This is a genomic window from Methylobacterium brachiatum (assembly GCF_020523825.1).
In the GTDB taxonomy this organism is placed as follows: Bacteria; Pseudomonadota; Alphaproteobacteria; order Rhizobiales; family Beijerinckiaceae; genus Methylobacterium; species Methylobacterium brachiatum.
The window spans coordinates 588,335-606,548 of the sequence record NZ_JAJALK010000002.1 but is presented as its reverse complement, the minus strand read 5'-3'; the positions used below and the strand labels follow the sequence as shown (position 1 = coordinate 606,548).

Genomic DNA, 18,214 nt, shown 5'->3' with positions numbered 1-18,214 from the left:
GGAGCCGAGAGAGCAAGGCGCGCGCGCGGGTGCCGCCGGTGTTTCACGTGAAAACGGACGCATCACTCTCCGGCCGGCAATGCCGCTGCGCCGCCGCGCCCGGCGCGCCTGCGGCGGGCGAGCACCCGGTGCCGGAGGCGGTCGAGGGTCAGGTAGACGACGGGGGTGGTGTACAGGGTCAGGATCTGGCTCACGATCAATCCGCCCACGATGGCGATGCCCAGGGGCCGGCGCAGCTCGGCCCCCTCGCCGGTGGCCAGGATCAGCGGCACGGCCCCGAGCATCGCGGCGAGCGTGGTCATCATGATCGGCCGGAAGCGCACGAGACAGGCCTCGCGGATCGCGTCCACGGGATTCGCGCCCCGGGTCCGCTCGGCGTCGAGGGCCACGTCGATCATCATGATCGCGTTCTTCTTCACGATGCCGATCAGCAGGAACACCGCGATCAGCGCGATGATGGTGAATTCGGTGCCGGTCACCAGCAGGGCCAGCACGGCCCCGACGCCCGCCGACGGCAGGGTCGAGAGGATCGTCAGCGGGTGGACGAAGCTCTCGTACAGGATGCCGAGCACCGCGTAGACCGCCAGGATCGCGGCCAGGATCAGGAGCGGCTGGCGCGAGGCCGAGGCGACGTAGTTCTTGGCCGCGCCGGCATATTCGCCGTGGATCGTGGCCGGCAGCCGCAGCGACGACATCGCCCGGTCGATCGCCACCGTGGCATCCGACAGGCTCTTGCCCGGCGCCAGGTTGAACGAGATCGTGGTCGCCACGAACAGGCCCTGGTGGCTCACCTGCACGGGGGCGTTGCCGGGCTCGATCCGCGCGAAGGCCGACAGCGGGACCATGGTCTCCTTGGCGGCCGAGACCGGCGCGCTCGACGAGGCCCCGCCCTTGCTCGCCGCGATGGCGTTCGAGGAGGCGTTGCGGGCCGAATCGGAGGCGATCGCGGCGGCGTTCGACGATGCGTCGGCCGTGCTGGCGGCCGCGGTCGCCGCGGCGGCGACGCCGGTGGGCCCGCCGCCGACTGCGCCCGTGCCGGTCGTGGCCCCCGTCGCGGCGGCGCCGCTCCCCGGGCTGCTGGTGCCGGTGGCCGCATTGGTGTTGACGCCGCCCGCCGCCGCCACGGTGCCGGCCACCGCGTTGGTGGTGGCCGAGCCCGGCGCGTTGCCCCCGGAGGTCGAGACGAAGATCTGCTTCAGGGTCTCGGGGGATTCCAGGTAGCGCGGGGCGATCTCCATCACGACGTGGTACTGGTTCAGCGGGTTGTAGATCGTCGAGACCTGGCGCTGGCCGAAGGCGTCGTACAGCGTGTTGTCGATCTTGTTCGGGGTGATGCCGTACCGGAACGCGGTGGCGCGGTCGATCACGACCCGGGTCTCCAGCCCGCCCTCCTGCTGGTCGGAGGTGACGTCCGCGAAGGTCGGGTCCTTCTGCAGGGCGGCCAGCAGCTTCGGGGCGGCGGCGAACAGCTCCTCGGCGGTGTCGCCCTGGAGGGTGTACTGGTACTGGGCGAAGCTCTGGCGGCCGCCCATCTGCAGGTCCTGACGCGGGAAGACGTAGAGCCGCGCGCCCGCCACCTGGGCGAGCTTCGGCCGGAGCCGCGCCATGACGGCGGAGATCGGCGCCCGCTCGCCGATCGGCTTCAGGCCGATGAACACGTTGGCCGAGTTGGTGCCGCGCCCGCCGGTGAAGCCGACGACGCTCTCCACCGCCGGATCCGCGCCCACGATGGTGGTGGCCTGCCGGAGCTTGGTCTCCATGGACTGGAACGAGATGCGCTGGTCGGCCTGGACGCCGCCCATCATCTGGCCGGTATCCTGCTCGGGGAAGAAGCCCTTCGGCACGATGACGTAGAGGTAGACGTTGAGCCCCACCGTGGCGAGCAGGCTCAGCAGCACGAGGCGCGGGTGCGCGAGCGCCACCGCGAGCGTCCGGGCATAGGCGTCGAGCAGCCAGGAGAAGCCGCCCTCCAGGCCGCGGATCAGGATATTCGGGCGGCGTCCTGCCGGACGCCCGTGCCCCTCGGGCCGCAGCAGCCGGGCACACATCATCGGTGTCGTCGTGAGCGACAGCACTAGAGAGATCAGGATCGACAGCGACAGGGTGACGGAGAATTCCTGGAAGATCCGGCCGATCAGCCCGCCCATCAGCAAGATCGGCAGGAACACCGCGATGAGCGACAGGCTCATCGAGATCACCGTGAAGCCGACCTCCCGGGCGCCGATCAGGGCCGCCTGCAGCCGGGGCTTGCCCTCCTCGATGTGGCGCTGGACGTTCTCCAGCACCACGATGGCGTCGTCGACCACGAAGCCGGTGCCGATGATCAGGGCGGTGAGCGACAGGATGTTGAGCGAGTAGCCGAGCAGGTACATCGCCGAGAAGGTGCCGATGATCGAGATCGGCACCGCCACCGCGGGGATCAGGGTCGCTCGGCCGGAGCGCAGGAAGCCGAACACCACCAGGATCACGAGGCCGACCGCCACGAGAAGCGTCTCCTCGGTCGCTGCCAGCGACGCCCGGATCGTGGCGCTGCGGTCGCCGGTGAGCTTGATGTCGATGCCGCCCGGCAGCGCCGCGGTGAGCTGCGGCAGCGCCTTTTTCACGGCGTCGATGGTCTCGACCACGTTGGCGCCGGGCTGCTTGTAGACGAACAGCAGCACCCCGTCCTTGCCGTTGACGATGCCGAGGTTGCGCTTGTCCTCGACGCCGTCGAGCACCTGGCCCACATCCGTGAGCTTCACCGCGGCGCCGTTGCGGTAGGCCACGATGATGTCGCGGTAATCTGCGGCCTTGCGGCCCTGGTCGTTGGCGTAGAGCTGGTAGCGCCGTCCGCCAGCATCGATCTCGCCCTTGGGCGAGTTGGCGTTGGCTGAGGCGAGCGCGGCCCGGATGCCTTCCAGGCCGATGCCGTAATTGAACAGGGCGGTGGGATCGAGTTCCACCCGCACCGCCGGCAGGGACGAGCCGCCGATATCGACATTGCCGACGCCCGGCAGCTGCGAGAGCTTCTGCTGCACCACCGTGGCGGCCGAATCATAGACCTGGCCGCGGGTCAGCGTCTCCGAGGTCAGGCCCAGGATGATGATCGGCGTGTCGGCGGGGTTGAACTTGCGGTAGGTCGGATTCTGCCGGAGCGAGGCCGGCAGGTCGGCGCGCGCCGCGTTGATCGCCGCCTGCACGTCGCGGGCCGCCCCGTCGATGTCGCGGTTCAGGCCGAACAGCAGCACGATCCGGGTGGAGCCGAGCGCGTTCGTGGAGGTCATCTCGTTGACGTCCGCGATGGCGCCGAGCCGCCGCTCGAGGGGCGCCGCCACGGTGGTCGCCATGGTCTCGGGCGAGCCGCCCGGCATCTGCGCCTGGACCAGGATGACCGGAAAGTCGATCTGCGGCAGCGGCGCCACCGGCAGCTTCAGGAACGCGAACAGGCCGGCGAGCAGCACGCCGATCGTGAGCAGCGTGGTCGCGACCGGCCGGCGAATGAACGGCTCGGAGATGTTCACGGGAGCGCCTCGCCGCCCGCGACATCCGGCGCCCGCCGCCCGGCGATCCGGCGTTCCAGCCGGTCAAACGCCAAATAAATCACCGGGGTCGTGAACAGGGTCAGCACCTGGCTGACGATCAGGCCGCCGGCGATGCAGATGCCGAGCGGCTGGCGCAGCTCCGAGCCGACGCCGGTGCCGAGGATCAGCGGCACCGCGGCGAACAGGGCGGCCAGCGTGGTCATCAGGATCGGGCGGAAGCGCAGCAGGCAGGCCTGGAAGATCGCCTCCCGGGGATCGAGCCCGTCCTCACGCTCGGCCTGGAGCGCGAAGTCGATCATCATGATCGCGTTCTTCTTCACGATGCCGATCAGCAGCACGATGCCGATCACCGCGATGATGTCGAGGGACAGGCCGAACAGCATCAGGCCGAGCAGCGCCCCGATGCCGGCGGATGGCAGGGTCGACAGGATCGTGATCGGGTGGATGAAGCTCTCGTAGAGCACGCCCAGCACGATGTAGACCGTGATGATCGCCGCGAGCACCAGGAACAGCTCGTTGCTGAGCGCCGACTGGAACGCGAAGACCGAGCCCTGCGGCACCACCCGGAACGAGGGCGGCAGGTCGATCGCCGCCTTGGCCTGCTCGATCGCCTCGACCGCCTGCCCGAGGGCCGCGCCGGGTGCGAGGTTGAACGACACCGTCGTGGCGGGGAACTGCCCGAGATGCGAGATCAGCAGGGGCGCCCGCCGCTCGCTGATCCGCGCCACCGCGGAGAGCGGCACCTGGCCGTTGGCCGCCGTCGAGGACGGCAGGTAGATCGTCTCGAGGCTGCGCAGGGTGGTGTGCAGGGTCGGGTCGGCCTCCAGGATCACCCGGTACTGGTTGGACTGGGTGAAGATCGTCGAGATGATCCGCTGGCCGAAGGCGTCGTAGAGGGCGTTGTCGATGGTCGCCGGGGTGATGCCGTAGCGGCCGGCCGTGGGCCGGTCGATGGTGACGTAGGCGGCCAGCCCCTGCGCCTGGTGGTCGCTCGCCACGTCGGCGACCACGGGGGATTTCGCCAGGGCCTCGGTGAAGCGCGGCACCCAGGTCTCGAAATCGTTGAGGTTCGGGGTCTCGAGGATGACCTGGTACTGGGTCGCCGAGACCGCGGTGTCGATGGTCAGGTCCTGGATCGGCTGCATGTACAGGCGCATGCCGGGCTCGGCCCGGGCCGCCGCATTGATCCGCCGGATGATCGCGCTGGCCGAGTCCGTCCGCTGGTCGCGCGGCTTGAGGTTGATCAGCATCCGGCCGGAATTGAGCGTGACGTTCTGGCCGTCGACCCCGATGAACGAGGACAGGCTGGCCACGTCCGGATCCTGCAGGATGATCGCGGCCATCCGTTGCTGGCGCTCGGCCATCGCCCCGTAGGAGACCGACTGGTCCGCCTGCGTGATGCCCTGGATCACGCCGGTATCCTGCACCGGGAAGAACCCCTTGGGGATGACCACGAACAGGTAGACGGTCAGGACCAGGGTCCCGAGGGCCACCAGCAGGGTCAGGCCCTGGTGGTTCAGGACCACGCGCAGGGCGCGGCCGTAGCCGGCGATCAGGCCGTCGATGGCGCGCCGGCCCGCGCGTGACACCACGCCCTCGCGGCGGCGGATCTGGGCCTCGGGCACGTGCTTGAGCAGGCGCGCGCACAGCATCGGCACCAGGGTCAGCGAGACCACCGCGGAGATCACGATGGTGGCCGCCAGCGTGATCGCGAATTCGTGGAACAGGCGCCCGACCACGTCGCCCATGAACAGCAGCGGGATCAGCACCGCGATCAGCGAGACGGTGAGCGAGATGATGGTGAAGCCGATCTCGCGCGATCCTTTCAGGGACGCTTCGAGGGGCGAATCGCCGGCCTCCACGTGGCGGGCGATGTTCTCGATCACCACGATGGCGTCGTCGACCACGAAGCCGGTGGCGATGGTCAGCGCCATCAGGGACAGGTTGTCGAGGGAGAAGCCGTACAGGTCCATCACCGACAGGGCGCCGATCAGCGACAGGGGCACCGACAGGCTCGGGATCAGCGTCGCCGACAGGCTGCGCAGGAACAGGAAGATCACCAGCACGACCAGCGCGATCGCCAGCCCGAGCTCGAACTGCACGTCCTCCACGGAGGACCGGATCGTGGTGGTGCGGTCGGTGAGCGGCGCCACCGCCACCGCGGTCGGCAGGCTCGCCTGCATCTGGGGCAGCAGCGCCTTGATCTTGTCGACCGTGGCGATGACGTTGGCGCCGGGCTGGCGCTGGATGTTGAGGATCACCGCCGGCGTCCCGTCGGCCCAGGCGCCGAGCTTGGTGTTCTCCGGCCCCTCGACCACGTCGGCGACCTCCGACAGCATCACCGGGGCGCCGTTGCGATAGGCGATGATCGCCGAATTATAGGCCTTCGGGTCGCGGATCTGGTCGTTGGCGTTGATCGCGTAGGATTGCTTCGGCCCGTCGATCGAGCCCTTCGGGGTGTTGACGTTCAGGTTGGTGATGGTGGTGCGCAGGTCGTCGATGTTCAGCCCGTAGGCGGCCAGCGCCCGGGCGTTGAACCGCACCCGGATCGCCGGGCGCTGGCCCCCCGAGATGCTGACGAGGCCGACGCCCGCCACCTGGCTGATCTTCTGGGCGAGCCGCGACTCGGCGAGGTCCCGCACCTGGGTCAGCGGCAGGGTCTTCGAGGTCAGCGCGAGGGTCAGGACCGGCGCGTCGGCCGGGTTGACCTTGGCGTAGATCGGCGGGGCCGGCAGGTCCGAGGGCAACAGGTTGCCGGCGGCGTTGATCGCGGCCTGGACCTGCTGCTCGGCCACGTCGAGGGCCAGATCCAGGCTGAATTGCAGCGTGATGACCGAGGCGCCCGCCGAGGATTGCGAGGTCATCTGGTTGAGGTTGGCGAGTTGGCCGAATTGCCGCTCCAGCGGCGCCGTGACCGAGGAGGTCATCACCTCGGGGCTCGCGCCCGGATAGAAGGTCTGGATCTGGATCGTCGGGTAATCGACGGCCGGCAGCGCCGAGACCGGCAGGTTCAGGTACGACACGCCGCCGACGATCAGGATCGCCAGCATCAGCAGCGTCGTCGCCACCGGCCGCAGGATGAACAGGCGGGACGGGTTCATGGCAGGCGCGCCGAAGCCAGGCTCACGGCTGCTGCCGGCGCCGGCGCCCGCCCTCCGGAGCGGCCGGGCGGGCGGTATCGGCCGTCCCGTCGGGTCCGGCGGCCGGCTTGCCGCCGGGCTTGTCGCCCGCGCCCGTGACCGCGCCGGTCGCGCCCGCGGCCTGCGCGCCGTCGGTGATCCGGACCTCGGCGCCGTCCTTGAGCCGGTCGGTGCCGTCGACGACGACCCGGTCGCCGGGCTTCAGGCCCGAGACCACGACGGTGTTGGTCCCGTCGGTCTCGCCGGTCTTGACCGGCCGGACCGTGACCTTGTTGTCCCCGTCCATCAGGTAGACGTAGGTGCCGGGCGTGCCCTGCAGCAGGCCGGAATTCGACACCAGGGCGGCACCCCGCACCGTGTCGACGGTGAGCTTGGCGTTGACGAACTGGTTCGGGAACAGCTCCTCGTCGGCATTGTCGAACAGGGCCCGGAGCTTCACCGTGCCGGTGGTCGTGTCGATCTGGTTGTCCACCGTGTCGAGGCTGCCGACCGCGATCTGGTGGGCGTCGCCGCGGTCGTAGGCGCGCACCGCGAGCTTGGCGCCGGCCCGGACCTGGCGCATCACCCGGGCGACGTCGTCCTCCGGCAGGGTGAAGATCACCGAGATCGGATGGAGCTGGGTCACCACCACGATCGCGGTCGAGGCGGCCGAGACGTAGTTGCCCTGGTCGACCTGGCGCAGGCCGACCCGCCCGTCCACCGGCGACGTGATGTGGGTGTAGGCGATGTTGAGCTTCTGCTGGTCCACGAGCGCCTGGTCGGCCGCCACCGTGCCCTCGTTCTGCTTGACCAGAGCGGCCTGCGTGTCGACGTTCTGCTTGGAGATCGAGTCCTGCCGGTTCAGCGTCTGGTAGCGCTGGAGATCGAGCTTCGAGTTCTGCAGCAGCGCCTGGTCGCGGGCGAGCTGACCCTGGTACTGGGCGAGCAGCGCCTCGTAGGGCCGGGAATCGATCAGGGCGAGCTCGTCGCCGGCCTTGACGGTCTGGCCCTCGCGGAACTTCACGGCCATCAGGTAGCCGCTGATCTGCGACTTCACCGTCACGGTGGCGAGCGGCGTCACCGTGCCGAGGCCCTGGAGCACCACCGGCATGTCGCCGGTCGTCACGGTGGCGATGCCCACCGCCTGCGCCATGTCGCCGCCGCCGTGCCGCCCGCCGCGGCCGCCGGCCCTGTGGGCCGTGGCCGGCTCGGCGCCCTTGTCGGTGCGCGCCTCGTACCAGCGGTGCCCGATCGCCCCGGCTCCGGCCAGCAGGGCCAGGATCACGAGCCACCGGATCGGCCGGAATCGCCGCGTGCGGACGTCGCGCGCCGGCGCCTCGCCCGGCTGGTAGGCGCGCGCCGTGTCGGTGCGGATCGGTGAACTCTCGTTCATGCCTGACTAGAGCACATGCCGGACGCCTGCGCGACCGACGGTACCCTATCCCTCGCTGTGCACGCCCCCATGGCGCATGTCCCGGCCGCCTACGCTTCGGCGGCCCGGACGGTCGCATCGGCCTACGCGGCTATAGGGGCCGGACGGCGTCCGGCCGCTGCGGCATATTCCGTCGCCGGGCGGGTGTTGGATGCCCGGCCAATGCGCCGTCACTAGGGCGGCGAGGTTTCAGCCGTGTTGCTGGGCTCCGCCGCCGACGAATCCGGTGCCGCGTAGGCGTCGAGCACGGTGCGGAACGGCGGGTCCACGGGCGCGACCGGCACGCCGAGGCGGAGGGCGAGGCCCAGGCCGGCGATCAGCACGGCGAGGAGGAGGCAGCGTGTCGTCCGCATGGTCGCATCCGTCGGGCCTGAGACGCTACCAGAGCGACCGGCCCCCGGCATGCGAAAAGGGCCACCGATCCGGGGATCGGTGGCCCTTTGACGGGACCGGAGCGGCGTCTCGCTGACGGAGCGAGGGGGCAAAGCCCCGCCGGCGAGAGCGCCGCCCCAGCCGTGAGACGAACCTACGATACGACTGATGAATGTCAACATTCGTCAGTCCCGGCGTCCGGCCGTGTCGTCCGGGTCTGTGCGGCCGCGCACATTCCGCACGCCGCCGACCCCATGCTACATGCCGAGGATGTCTCGCTCGTCTGCAGCGCCCGAAGCGGCGTCCCGCCCCGCATGAACCCGGTCTTCGCCGCCCTGCCGACTACGGTGTTCGAGACCATGTCGCGGCTCGCCCGGGCCCATGACGCGGTCAATCTCGGGCAGGGTTTTCCGGACGATCCGGGCCCCGCGGATGTGCGCGAGCGTGGCGCCCGGGCCCTGATCGACGGCTGGAACCAGTACCCGCCGATGATGGGTCTGCCGGCCCTGCGCGAGGCCGTGGCCGCGCATTACGCCCGGCACCAGGGCCTGACCCTCGATCCCGACACCGAGGTGATGGTGACCTCCGGCGCCACCGAGGCGCTGGCCGGCGCCCTGCTGGCGCTGATCGAGCCCGGCGACGAGGTCGTGCTGTTCGCTCCGATGTACGATGCCTACCTGCCCCTGGTGCAGCGGGCCGGCGGCGTGCCGCGGATCGTGTCCCTGCAGCCACCCTTCTTCCGGCTCGACGAGGCGGCGCTCGCCGCCGCGTTCGGCCCGCGGACCAGGGCCGTGGTTCTGAACAACCCGCTCAACCCGAGCGCGACCCTGTTCGCGGCGGACGACCTGGCGCTGCTCGCCCGATACTGCACGCGCTTCGACGTCACCGCGATCTGCGACGAGGTCTGGGAGCACGTGGTCTTCGACGGCGCCCGCCACCAGCCGCTGATGGCGCTGCCCGGGATGCGCGAGCGGACGGTCAAGATCGGCTCGGCGGGCAAGATCTTCTCGCTCACCGGCTGGAAGGTCGGGTTCGTGATGGCCGATGCCCGGCTGATGCGTGTGCTCGCCAAGGCGCACCAGTTCCTGACCTTCACCACGCCGCCCAACCTCCAGGATGCGGTGGCCTACGGCCTCGCCAAGCCGGATCCGTGGTTCGACGCCATGCGGGCGGGCTACGCCGCCTCCCGCGACCGGCTGGACGCGGGCCTGCGCGATCTCGGCTTCCGGGTCCTGCCGGCGCAGGCCACATGGTTCCTCAACATCGACATAACCGGCCTCGGCTACGCCGACGACGTGGCCTTCTGCGAGGCTCTGGTCACCCGCCACGGCGTCGCGGCGATCCCGGTCAGCGCCTTCTATCCGGACGGGTCGGTGCGCAGCCTCGTGCGCCTGTGCTTCGCCAAGGCCGACGCCACCCTGGACACCGCCCTGGAGCGGATGCGCGGCCTCGCCGGGGGTGCGGCATGATGGTCGCAGGCCGCCGCCTTGCGAGGATCCGGCCGGGGGGCCACGTCGTTGAGGGTGATGGCTCTCCGACGGATCCCCGCGATGGATTTCACCCAGGCTTCCCGGCAGGCTCCCCGGACCGGTCCCTTCGTGGGCGCCGAGGCCCTTCCCGGCGGCAGGAATTCCGCCGGCGCGACATCCACTCGACTGCCGCCGTTCCTGTCGGCGAATCTCGACCGCGAGGCGAGCCTCGCCCGTCTGGAGACGCTGGCGCATGTCATGGACACCGCCTTCGTGATTCCGGGGATCAACCGGCGGGTCGGGTTCGACGCGCTGATCGGCCTCGTGCCGGTGATCGGCGACGTGGCCAGCATGGTGATCTCCTCGTTCATCGTCTACGAGGCCAAACGCCTCGGAGCGCCCCGCTGGCTGGTCGCCCGGATGGGGCTGAACGTCGCCGTCGACGGCCTGCTCGGCGTGGTCCCCCTGGCGGGCGACCTGTTCGATGCCGCCTTCAAGGCCAACCGCCGCAACGTCCACCTGCTTCGGCGCTGGATGGAGCGGACCGGCGGCGTCCGCCCGAACGAGATCGAGGGCACCGCGATCCGCCTCGACACCTGATCGGTCTTCGGACGTCGCGGCCGGACGTGGCCCGTCCCGTTCGCAAAGGGCCGCGGCCATGAACGAGATCGCGCGTCCCGGCGAGAGCGAGGTCGTCCCGGCGCCGATGCCCGGCGCCCAGCCGATCGTCCTGCGGCCCGATGAGGCCGTTCCCGTGCCGGCCCCGGTTTCGGGCGGGCGCGGCTGGCTGTCGCCGCTCAACCGGCGCCGGCTCGACAATTTCCGGCGCAACCGCCTCGGCTACTGGTCGTTCCTGATCTTCGCCGCGCTGTTCGTCCTCAGCCTGTTCGCCGAATTCATCGCCAACGACCGCCCGATCGTCCTGTCCTACAAGGGCGAATGGCTGGTCCCGGTTCTGGTCGACTACCCGGAGGAGAAGTTCGGCGGGTTCCTGGCGGTCACGGATTTCCGCTCGCCCGAGATCCGCAAGGAGATCGCCGAGCACGGCTGGGCGCTCTGGCCGCCGATCCGGTTCTCCTACGACACGATCAACGAGGACCTGCCGACGCCCTCGCCCTCGCCGCCGACCTGGATGCTCTCGGAGGTCCAGTGCAAGCCGGTGGCGGAGAAGCTCGGCGGCGCGACCTGCGCCGACATTCCCTGGCACTGGCTCGGCACCGACAACACCACCCGGGACGTGCTGGCGCGGGTGATCTACGGCTTCCGCATCTCGGTTCTGTTCGGGCTGATCCTGGCCGCGGTCTCGTCGGCGATCGGGGTCGTGGCCGGCGCCGTGCAGGGCTATTTCGGCGGCTGGGTCGATCTCGCCTTCCAGCGCTTCATCGAGGTCTGGGGCGGCATCCCGACCCTCTACCTGATCATCATCATCTCGGCCTTCATCGCCCCGGGCTTCTTCGTCCTGCTCGGGATCATGCTGCTGTTCTCGTGGGTGGCGCTGGTCAGCGTCGTGCGCGCCGAGTTCCTGCGGGCCCGGAACTTCGAATACGTCCGGGCCGCGCGCGCGCTGGGCCTGTCGAACCTGCGGATCATGACGGTTCACCTGCTGCCCAACGCCATGGTGGCGACCCTGACCTTCCTGCCGTTCATCCTGAACGGCTCGATCACGACGCTGACCTCCCTGGACTTCCTGGGCTTCGGCCTGCCGCCCGGCTCGCCCTCGCTCGGGGAGCTGCTCGCCCAGGGCAAGGACAACCTGACCGCCCCGTGGCTCGGGCTGACCGGATTCCTGGTGATCGCGGTGATGCTGAGCCTCCTCGTCTTTGCCGGCGAAGCAGTGCGCGACGCGTTCGATCCGCGCAAATCCTTCGCCTGAGCCCGAATCAGCCGTCCCCGCTGTGCGGGAACACACAGGCGATTGACGGGTCAGCAAAAATATTTTGCGTCTTCATGGCAAGACCGGTGCAGTGTCGGGAAAGACCCGCCTAGACCGCGCGCGGCCGCCGTTCACCTAGGGCGTAACTGTCTCTCCCGCCAGCGAAAACCCGGCCTCCGGCCTGCAGCAGCATTCGTCGCCCGCGTGAGGACAAAGCGCTGGGCAAGTGCGGTGAAAACGCTGCCAATGCAACTTCAACCTGTAGCCATGGCCGGTCGATGTAGACCTGAACTTTCACACGATCACGGGGAATTGTATGGGTCACCTTGCTTTTTCCAGCCGCTGTTTTAATTCGCAGTAAGAGGCTACCTCAACGAGCGTCCAACCCAGGGAAAGTGAGAATTTCCGAAGAAGCGCCGACATCCCAAGTGCACTATATCGAGCGGACCGTGGACGTCGTCGCGGCCTATGTCGCCAACAACTCCCTGCCCCCCACCGAATTGCCGTCGCTGATCGCGAGCATCCATGAGGCGCTGAATTCGATCGCCTCGGGACCTTCTGCCGCAGCCGAAGACACTGTGGACCGGCCGACCCCGGCCCAGATCCGCAAGTCGATCCGGCCCGATGGCCTGATCAGCTTCATCGACGGCAAGTCGTACAAGACGCTCAAGCGCCACCTGACCAAGCACGGCCTGGATCCGCAGAGCTACCGCGAGCGCTTCGGCCTGCCGGCCGATTACCCGACCACCTCGGCGAATTATTCGGCGCAGCGCTCGGCCCTGGCCAAGAGCCTCGGCCTCGGCCAGCCCGGCCGCGCCCAGCAGGGCGGCAAGGAGCTGGATGTCGAGACCGACGCGGAGCCGACGCCCGCCCCGGCCCGCCGCGGCCGCAAGACCGAATCCGCCCCCGCCGCCAAGGGGCGCGCCAGCCGCAAGTCGGTCGAGGCCGCCTGAGGGCTCTCGCGGATCGTCCCCGGCCCCGTCATGGGCCGGGGCACGATTTCGCGATCTCGGATTGAGGCAATCGCGTCGCGGGTGACACAGATTGCGGCGCGATCGCCGGACGGATACAGGCTCGCGGCCGGAAACGGTCGAGAGCCGTCGTTTTGAACGGGCGCGACGCGGTCTTCAGGACCGGAACGCCGCAACAACCACTGATTTAAACCTCCGATAAGACTCGCGGATTAAGTTCATCCCCGGCAGCGCCCGCGAATGTCGGGTCTGAAGCGCCGGGGGCAGAACTGGTGTCGGCAGCGACCACGTCGGAATATGCTCTGGCGGAGCAGGAATCGCTGCGCCTTCACGCGCTGGGCCGGTTCCAGATCACGGGAACGGCCCCGGAGGAGCGCTTCGACGCGATCGCCCGGCTGGCCGCGCGCCTGTTCCGGACGCCGATCGCCTACGTCTCGCTGATCGACCAGCATTGGCAATGGCTCAAGGCGCAGACCGGCCTCGGTCCGGTCGGCCTCGATCAGGGGCCGACGCCCCGCAGCGCGTCGTTCTGCACCCACACGATCCGGTCGAACGATGTTCTGGTCATCCCGGATACGCAGCGCGACCCGCGCTTCATCGACAATCCTCGAGTCGTGGGGCTGCCCTTCGTCCGCTTCTACGCGGGCGCCCCCCTGATCACCGCCGACGGCTTCCGGCTCGGGGCCCTGTGCGTGGCCGACACGGCGCCGCGCGGGCTCTTCCCGGCCCATGACCGCCAGGCGCTGGCGGATCTCGCCGCGATGGTGGTCGAGCAGATGACCCTGCGGCGCAGCGAATTGGCGCGGCTGTCCATGATGGGCTTCGCCAACGCCACCGAGCTGGCGCTGCTGGCGCTCACCCGGGAGGGGCGGATCCGGTTTGCCAACCGGGCGGCCGCGTCCCTGTTCGGCTACGATCTCGACGAGATGCTGGGCGCGCCCTTCGAGCTGATCGTGCCCGAGCGGATGCGCGCGGCCCACAGGGCCGCCCTGGGGCGGATCTTCGAAGGCCATCTCGCGAAAGTCGTCGGCCGCACCCTCGAGGTGATGGTCCGGCGCAAGGACGGCACGGAATGCCCGGTGGAGGTCTCCCTGTCCCTGTGGGACGACGCGCGCGAACCGAATCTCGGCGCCGTCATCCAGGACATCTCCGCGCGGCGTCGGCGCGAGGCCGGTCTGCTCCAGCTCGCCCACCAGGATGACCTGACCGGCCTCACGAATCGGCGTCGGTTCGAGTCCCTGCTGAACGACCTGTATCGCCGCGGTGAGGCCGCCACGGTGCTGCTGGTCGATCTCGACGGGTTCAAGGCGGTCAACGACAGCCTCGGCCACGCGGTCGGCGACGCGCTCCTGCAGGCGATCGCGGTCCGGATCCCGGCGGTGCTGCCGCGCCGGGCCGTGATGGCCCGCCTGGGCGGCGACGAGTTCGTCGTCCTGCTGCCCGGGACCGGCGATCCCCTGGCGGCGCGCACCTGCGCCAGCGCGATCCTGGCCGCGCTGGCGGATCCGGTCGTGGTCGAGGCCCATGTCCTGCGGGTCGGCGCGAGCATCGGCTTCGCCCTGGCCCCCGATCACGGCCGGAGCGGCGAGGAGCTGATCGGCAGCGCCGATTTCGCGCTCTACCGGGCCAAGCAGGAGGGCGGGGGCGGTGCGCGGATGTTCACCTCCGAGATGCGCCATGCCGCGGTGGCGCTGCGCAGCACCCAGGACGCGTTGCTGCGCGCGCTGCACGGCGACGAGCTGGTGCTGCATTACCAGCCGCAGATCTGCCTCGCGACCGGCCGGCTCGTCGGCACCGAAGCCCTGATCCGCTGGCAGCACCCGGAGCGCGGCCTCCTCCTGCCCGGCGCGTTCCTTCCGGCGATCAAGATGAGCCCGCTGGCGCTCCCGGTCGGGGCCTGGGTGCTGGACGCCGCCTGCCGGCAGATCGCGGCCTGGCGGAACCAGGGGCTGCCGCCCTTCCGGGTCGGGGCGAACCTGTTCTCCGCCCAGTTCAAGGCGGGCAACCTCGTGCGCGAGGTCGCCGACGCGCTCGCCCGCCACCGGGTCGCGCCGGACTGGCTGGAGCTGGAGATCACCGAGCGGGTCGTCCTGCAGAGCGACGACCGCACCCTCGGGACGATCCGGGACCTGCGCGCCCTCGGGGTGCGCATCGCCTTCGACGATTTCGGGACCGGCTACGCCTCGCTGAGCAGCCTCAAGCGCTTCCCGCTGACGACCCTGAAGATCGACCGGACCTTCGTGAGCGACCTGCTCACCCAGGCCAACGACGCGGCGATCACCCGCGCCATCATCCGGATGAGCAATGATCTCGGCCTCGACACCGTGGCCGAGGGCATCGAGACCGAGGGCCAGGAGGTCGTCCTGCGGGCGCTGGGCTGCAAGGTCGGCCAGGGCTACCATTACGGGCGGGCGATGCCGGCGGCCGCCCTGACGGGTCTCCTGGCAGCCCGTCAGGGGGATGCGTGGCTGAGCGTCCCGACCCTGCGCGCGGCCGAGTGAAGGCCGGTATCGCCCGTGGCGGCACACAACGCACACGAAAATCAATTGTCGAATCGCCCGCCGATCCACACGATCGGAACAACAACTCATTAACGGGGCCACTATAGCGCTGTTATCGAGCGTTGTTCGGGCGTGGTCAGGTGGGTTCGAAATCTATCATGCCGTTCGTCGCGTGGGCGGGCCGGCGCATGGGCGGGCGGCACGCGCTCGATCTGCGGGCCTGGGCGGCCCTCGGCCTCGCCCTGGTCATCACCGGCTCGGCCGCCCTGTTCATCGTCCACCTGGAAACCCGCGCGGTCGAGGACAACGAGCGCAGCCTCGGCGGCCTCGCCACGATCCTGGCCGACCAGGCGGACCGGGCCCTGCAGGCGATCGAGCTCGTCCAGGATGCCGTCCTGGCCGAGTTCCGGACCGCGGGGATCCGCAGCGCCGACCAATATGCCGAGGTGGCCTCCCGGCCGGCCATGCACGCTGCCCTGCGGACCTGGATCGCGGCGCTGCCGCAGGCCAACGCCATCACGCTGGTCGATGCGCGCGGACAGCTGCTCAATTTCAGCCGCTACTGGCCGATCCCGACGGTCAACATCGCCGACCGGGACTACTTCAAGGCGCTCTCCTCCGAGCCGAGCCTGCAGCGCTACGTCGGCCGTCCGGTCTCCAACCGGGGCGACGGTGCCATGACGATCTACATCGCCCGGAAGGTCGCGGCCCCGGACGGCACCTTCCTCGGCCTGGTCCTGGGCGCGGTCGAGCTCGGCTATTTCGAGGGCCTGTACGATCGGATCTCGCCGGCGGACGACGCCGTCGTGTCGCTGTTCCGCAACGACGGCATGCTGCTGGTCCGGCACCCGCACTTCCCGGGGGCGATCGGCCGGATCTTCTCCCAGGCCGGCGCGACCCTGATCTCCGCAAGCCCCGCCCTCGGCGGCGTCACGCGCACCGTCAGCCCGATCGACGGCCAGGACCGGCTCGTGGCCGCCCGCGCCCTGAAGACCTATCCGCTGATCCTCAGCGTCAGCCGCACCGCCGCGGCCTGCCTGGCGGCCGTGCGCCAGCAGGCGGCCATCGTGGGCGCCGCGACGCTCCTGCTCGATCTCGGCCTGCTCGGGCTGGTCCTGCTCGGCCGCCGGCGGGCCCGCGCGCAGGCGCAGCTCGCCCAGTCCGAGGCGGCCCGGGCTGCGGCCGAGGCGCGCGAGCGCGGCGAGCGGGCTCTGCGCGTCCAGGATGCCCGGTTCGGCATCGCCCTCGACAACATGGTCCAGGGCCTGTGCCTGTTCGACCGGGACGCTGCCCTCATCGTCATGAACGCGCGCTTCGCGCGGATGTACGCGGTGCCCGAGGCCCTGCGCCGGCCCGGGACCGCGCTGCCCGCCCTCCTCGCCCATCTGGAAGACCCCGGGCGCGGCCTCGGCCCGGCAGCCGCCGCGGCCCTGGTGGCGGCCTGCGAGCACACCGCCGCGCAGGGCCATCCGGTCTCGCTGACCTGCGATTTCGCCGACGGCCGGGCGGTCAACGTGGCCCACGCGCCGATCCCCGGCGGCGGCTGGCTCTGCACCCACGAGGACGTCACCGAGCGCCGCCGCAGCGAGGCCCGGGTCGCCCATATGGCCCGGCACGACGCGCTCACGGGCCTGCCGAACCGCCTCGTCCTGAAGGAGCGCATGGATGCCGCGCTCGCCCGCTGCGACCCCCGCGCCCCGGCCACGGTGCTGTGCCTCGATCTCGACGGGTTCAAGACCGTCAACGACACCCACGGGCATCCGGTCGGCGACGCGCTGCTCTGCGCGGTGGCGGCCCGGTTCGCCGCGACGGTGGCGGCTGACGACCTCGTGGCCCGGCTCGGCGGCGACGAGTTCGCCATCGTCCTCGGCATGGCCGCCCTGCCGGCGGATGCGGCGCGCCTGGCCCGGAGCCTCGTGGCGGCGCTCGAGGCCCCCATCACGGTGAACGGCCACACGCTCGCGATCGGCACCAGCATCGGCATCGCGAGCGCCGACGACGCCTCAGGCACCGCCGCCACGCTCCTGCGGCAGGGCGACATCGCCCTGTACCAGGCCAAGGCCGCCGGGCGCGGCACCTGGCGCTTCTTCGATCCGGCCATGGATGTCGAGATCCAGCGCCGCCGCCAGCTCGGCACCGACCTGCGGCACGCTTTGGCCGAAGGCCGGTTCGTGCTGCACTTCCAGCCGATCGTCGGGGCCCACAGCCAGGCCCTGCACGGCTTCGAGGCCCTGCCGCGCTGGCATCACCCCGAGCACGGCGATGTCGGCCTGGCGGAGTTCATCCCGCTGGCCGAGGAGGTCGGGCTGATCAAGCCGCTGGGTGCCTGGATGCTCGCCACCGCCTGCCGGGCCGCCGCCGCCTGGCCGGACTCGGTGAGGGTCGCGGTCAACCTGTCGCCCCTGCATTTCGCCGGCGAGGGCCTCGACGCGGATGTGCGGGCGGCGCTCGCCGAGAGCGGCCTGCGCCCGGAACGCCTCGAGCTCGAGATCACGGAATCGGTCCTGTCGCAGGACAACGCCGCGAACCTGTCGGTCCTGCGGGCGCTGCGCGCTGCGGGCGTGCGGATCGCCATGGACGCGTTCGGGACCGGGTATTCGAGCCTCGGCACCCTGCACCGGTTCCCGTTCGATCGGCTCAAGATCGACCCGGGCTTCGTGCGCGGGCTGGCGCGCGACGGCGGCAGCGTCGAGATCCTGCGGGCCCTGGTCTGGCTCGGGCGGGCCCTGAAGATCGATGTCCTCGCCGAGGGGGTCGAGACCCCCGAGCAGGCCCGGATCCTGCGCGAGGAAGGCTGCCAGGAGCTGCAGGGCACCCTGTTCGGCAGCCCCGCGCCGGTGGCCGACCTCGCCGCGATCCTCGCCCTCACCTCGGGAAGCCTGCGGGCACCGGAAGTCGGGCAGGGTCGCGACGGTGTGGCGGCCTGACAAAGAGTCAGAGCGTCATCAGGGCTCTG

General features: G+C 70.4%; 10 protein-coding genes. 6 read left to right on the top strand and 4 right to left on the bottom strand.

What is annotated here, in order from left to right; genetic code table 11:
- Positions 1–62: 62 nt before the first annotated feature.
- The 4 genes from LGR69_RS32010 to LGR69_RS06505 form a co-directional block, all read right to left on the bottom strand.
- On the bottom strand, positions 63–3,500 hold the full coding sequence (locus tag LGR69_RS32010) for an efflux RND transporter permease subunit (protein ID WP_230365518.1): 3,438 nt from the start codon (positions 3,498–3,500) through the stop codon (positions 63–65).
- The gene (locus LGR69_RS06515; protein ID WP_230365517.1) at positions 3,497–6,622 is read right to left on the bottom strand and encodes an MdtB/MuxB family multidrug efflux RND transporter permease subunit; all 3,126 of its coding nucleotides are present in this window, start codon (positions 6,620–6,622) and stop codon (positions 3,497–3,499) included. The genes LGR69_RS32010 and LGR69_RS06515 overlap by 4 nt, the downstream gene beginning before the upstream one ends.
- Positions 6,623–6,644: 22 nt before the next feature.
- Entirely contained in the window at positions 6,645–8,033 is a 1,389-nt protein-coding gene (locus LGR69_RS06510; RefSeq protein ID WP_007565346.1) for an MdtA/MuxA family multidrug efflux RND transporter periplasmic adaptor subunit, read from the bottom strand.
- Positions 8,034–8,245: 212 nt separating this feature from the next.
- A complete protein-coding gene (locus LGR69_RS06505) occupies positions 8,246–8,425 on the bottom strand; it encodes a hypothetical protein (RefSeq protein WP_230365516.1) in 180 nt (59 codons plus the stop codon).
- A 333-nt stretch (positions 8,426–8,758) separates the two neighbouring features.
- Here LGR69_RS06505 and LGR69_RS06500 point away from each other — a divergent pair, with 333 nt between their 5' ends.
- From LGR69_RS06500 to LGR69_RS06475, 6 genes are all read left to right on the top strand, one after another.
- Positions 8,759–9,913 carry an aminotransferase gene (locus LGR69_RS06500; RefSeq protein WP_230365515.1) on the top strand — a complete coding sequence of 385 codons (1,155 nt, stop codon included), beginning with the start codon at positions 8,759–8,761 and terminating at the stop codon, positions 9,911–9,913.
- An 81-nt stretch (positions 9,914–9,994) separates the two neighbouring features.
- The gene (locus LGR69_RS06495) at positions 9,995–10,513 is read left to right on the top strand and encodes a DUF4112 domain-containing protein (protein ID WP_230365514.1); all 519 of its coding nucleotides are present in this window, start codon (positions 9,995–9,997) and stop codon (positions 10,511–10,513) included.
- A gap of 58 nt (positions 10,514–10,571) precedes the next feature.
- Entirely contained in the window at positions 10,572–11,786 is a 1,215-nt protein-coding gene (locus LGR69_RS06490; protein ID WP_230365513.1) for an ABC transporter permease, read from the top strand.
- A gap of 401 nt (positions 11,787–12,187) precedes the next feature.
- Positions 12,188–12,739, top strand: coding sequence for a Ros/MucR family transcriptional regulator (locus LGR69_RS06485; protein WP_230365582.1), 552 nt, complete (start codon positions 12,188–12,190; stop codon positions 12,737–12,739).
- Positions 12,740–13,029: 290 nt separating this feature from the next.
- Positions 13,030–15,258, top strand: a complete 2,229-nt coding sequence (locus LGR69_RS06480; protein WP_230365512.1) for a putative bifunctional diguanylate cyclase/phosphodiesterase — start codon at positions 13,030–13,032, stop codon at positions 15,256–15,258.
- A 158-nt stretch (positions 15,259–15,416) separates the two neighbouring features.
- A complete protein-coding gene (locus tag LGR69_RS06475) occupies positions 15,417–18,185 on the top strand; it encodes a bifunctional diguanylate cyclase/phosphodiesterase (protein WP_230365511.1) in 2,769 nt (922 codons plus the stop codon).
- Positions 18,186–18,214 lie beyond the last annotated feature (29 nt).

What these genes read in the sequence shown, in the direction of transcription:
- LGR69_RS06515 (WP_230365517.1), bottom strand. Translation starts at nt 6,622, where the DNA reads ATGAACCCGTCCCGCCTGTTCATCCTGCGGCCGGTGGCGACGACGCTG.
- LGR69_RS06510 (WP_007565346.1), bottom strand. Translation starts at nt 8,033, where the DNA reads ATGAACGAGAGTTCACCGATCCGCACCGACACGGCGCGCGCCTACCAG.
- LGR69_RS06505 (WP_230365516.1), bottom strand. Translation starts at nt 8,425, where the DNA reads ATGCGGACGACACGCTGCCTCCTCCTCGCCGTGCTGATCGCCGGCCTG.
- LGR69_RS06500 (WP_230365515.1), top strand. Translation starts at nt 8,759, where the DNA reads ATGAACCCGGTCTTCGCCGCCCTGCCGACTACGGTGTTCGAGACCATG.
- LGR69_RS06495 (WP_230365514.1), top strand. Translation starts at nt 9,995, where the DNA reads ATGGATTTCACCCAGGCTTCCCGGCAGGCTCCCCGGACCGGTCCCTTC.
- LGR69_RS06490 (WP_230365513.1), top strand. Translation starts at nt 10,572, where the DNA reads ATGAACGAGATCGCGCGTCCCGGCGAGAGCGAGGTCGTCCCGGCGCCG.
- LGR69_RS06475 (WP_230365511.1), top strand. Translation starts at nt 15,417, where the DNA reads ATGCCGTTCGTCGCGTGGGCGGGCCGGCGCATGGGCGGGCGGCACGCG.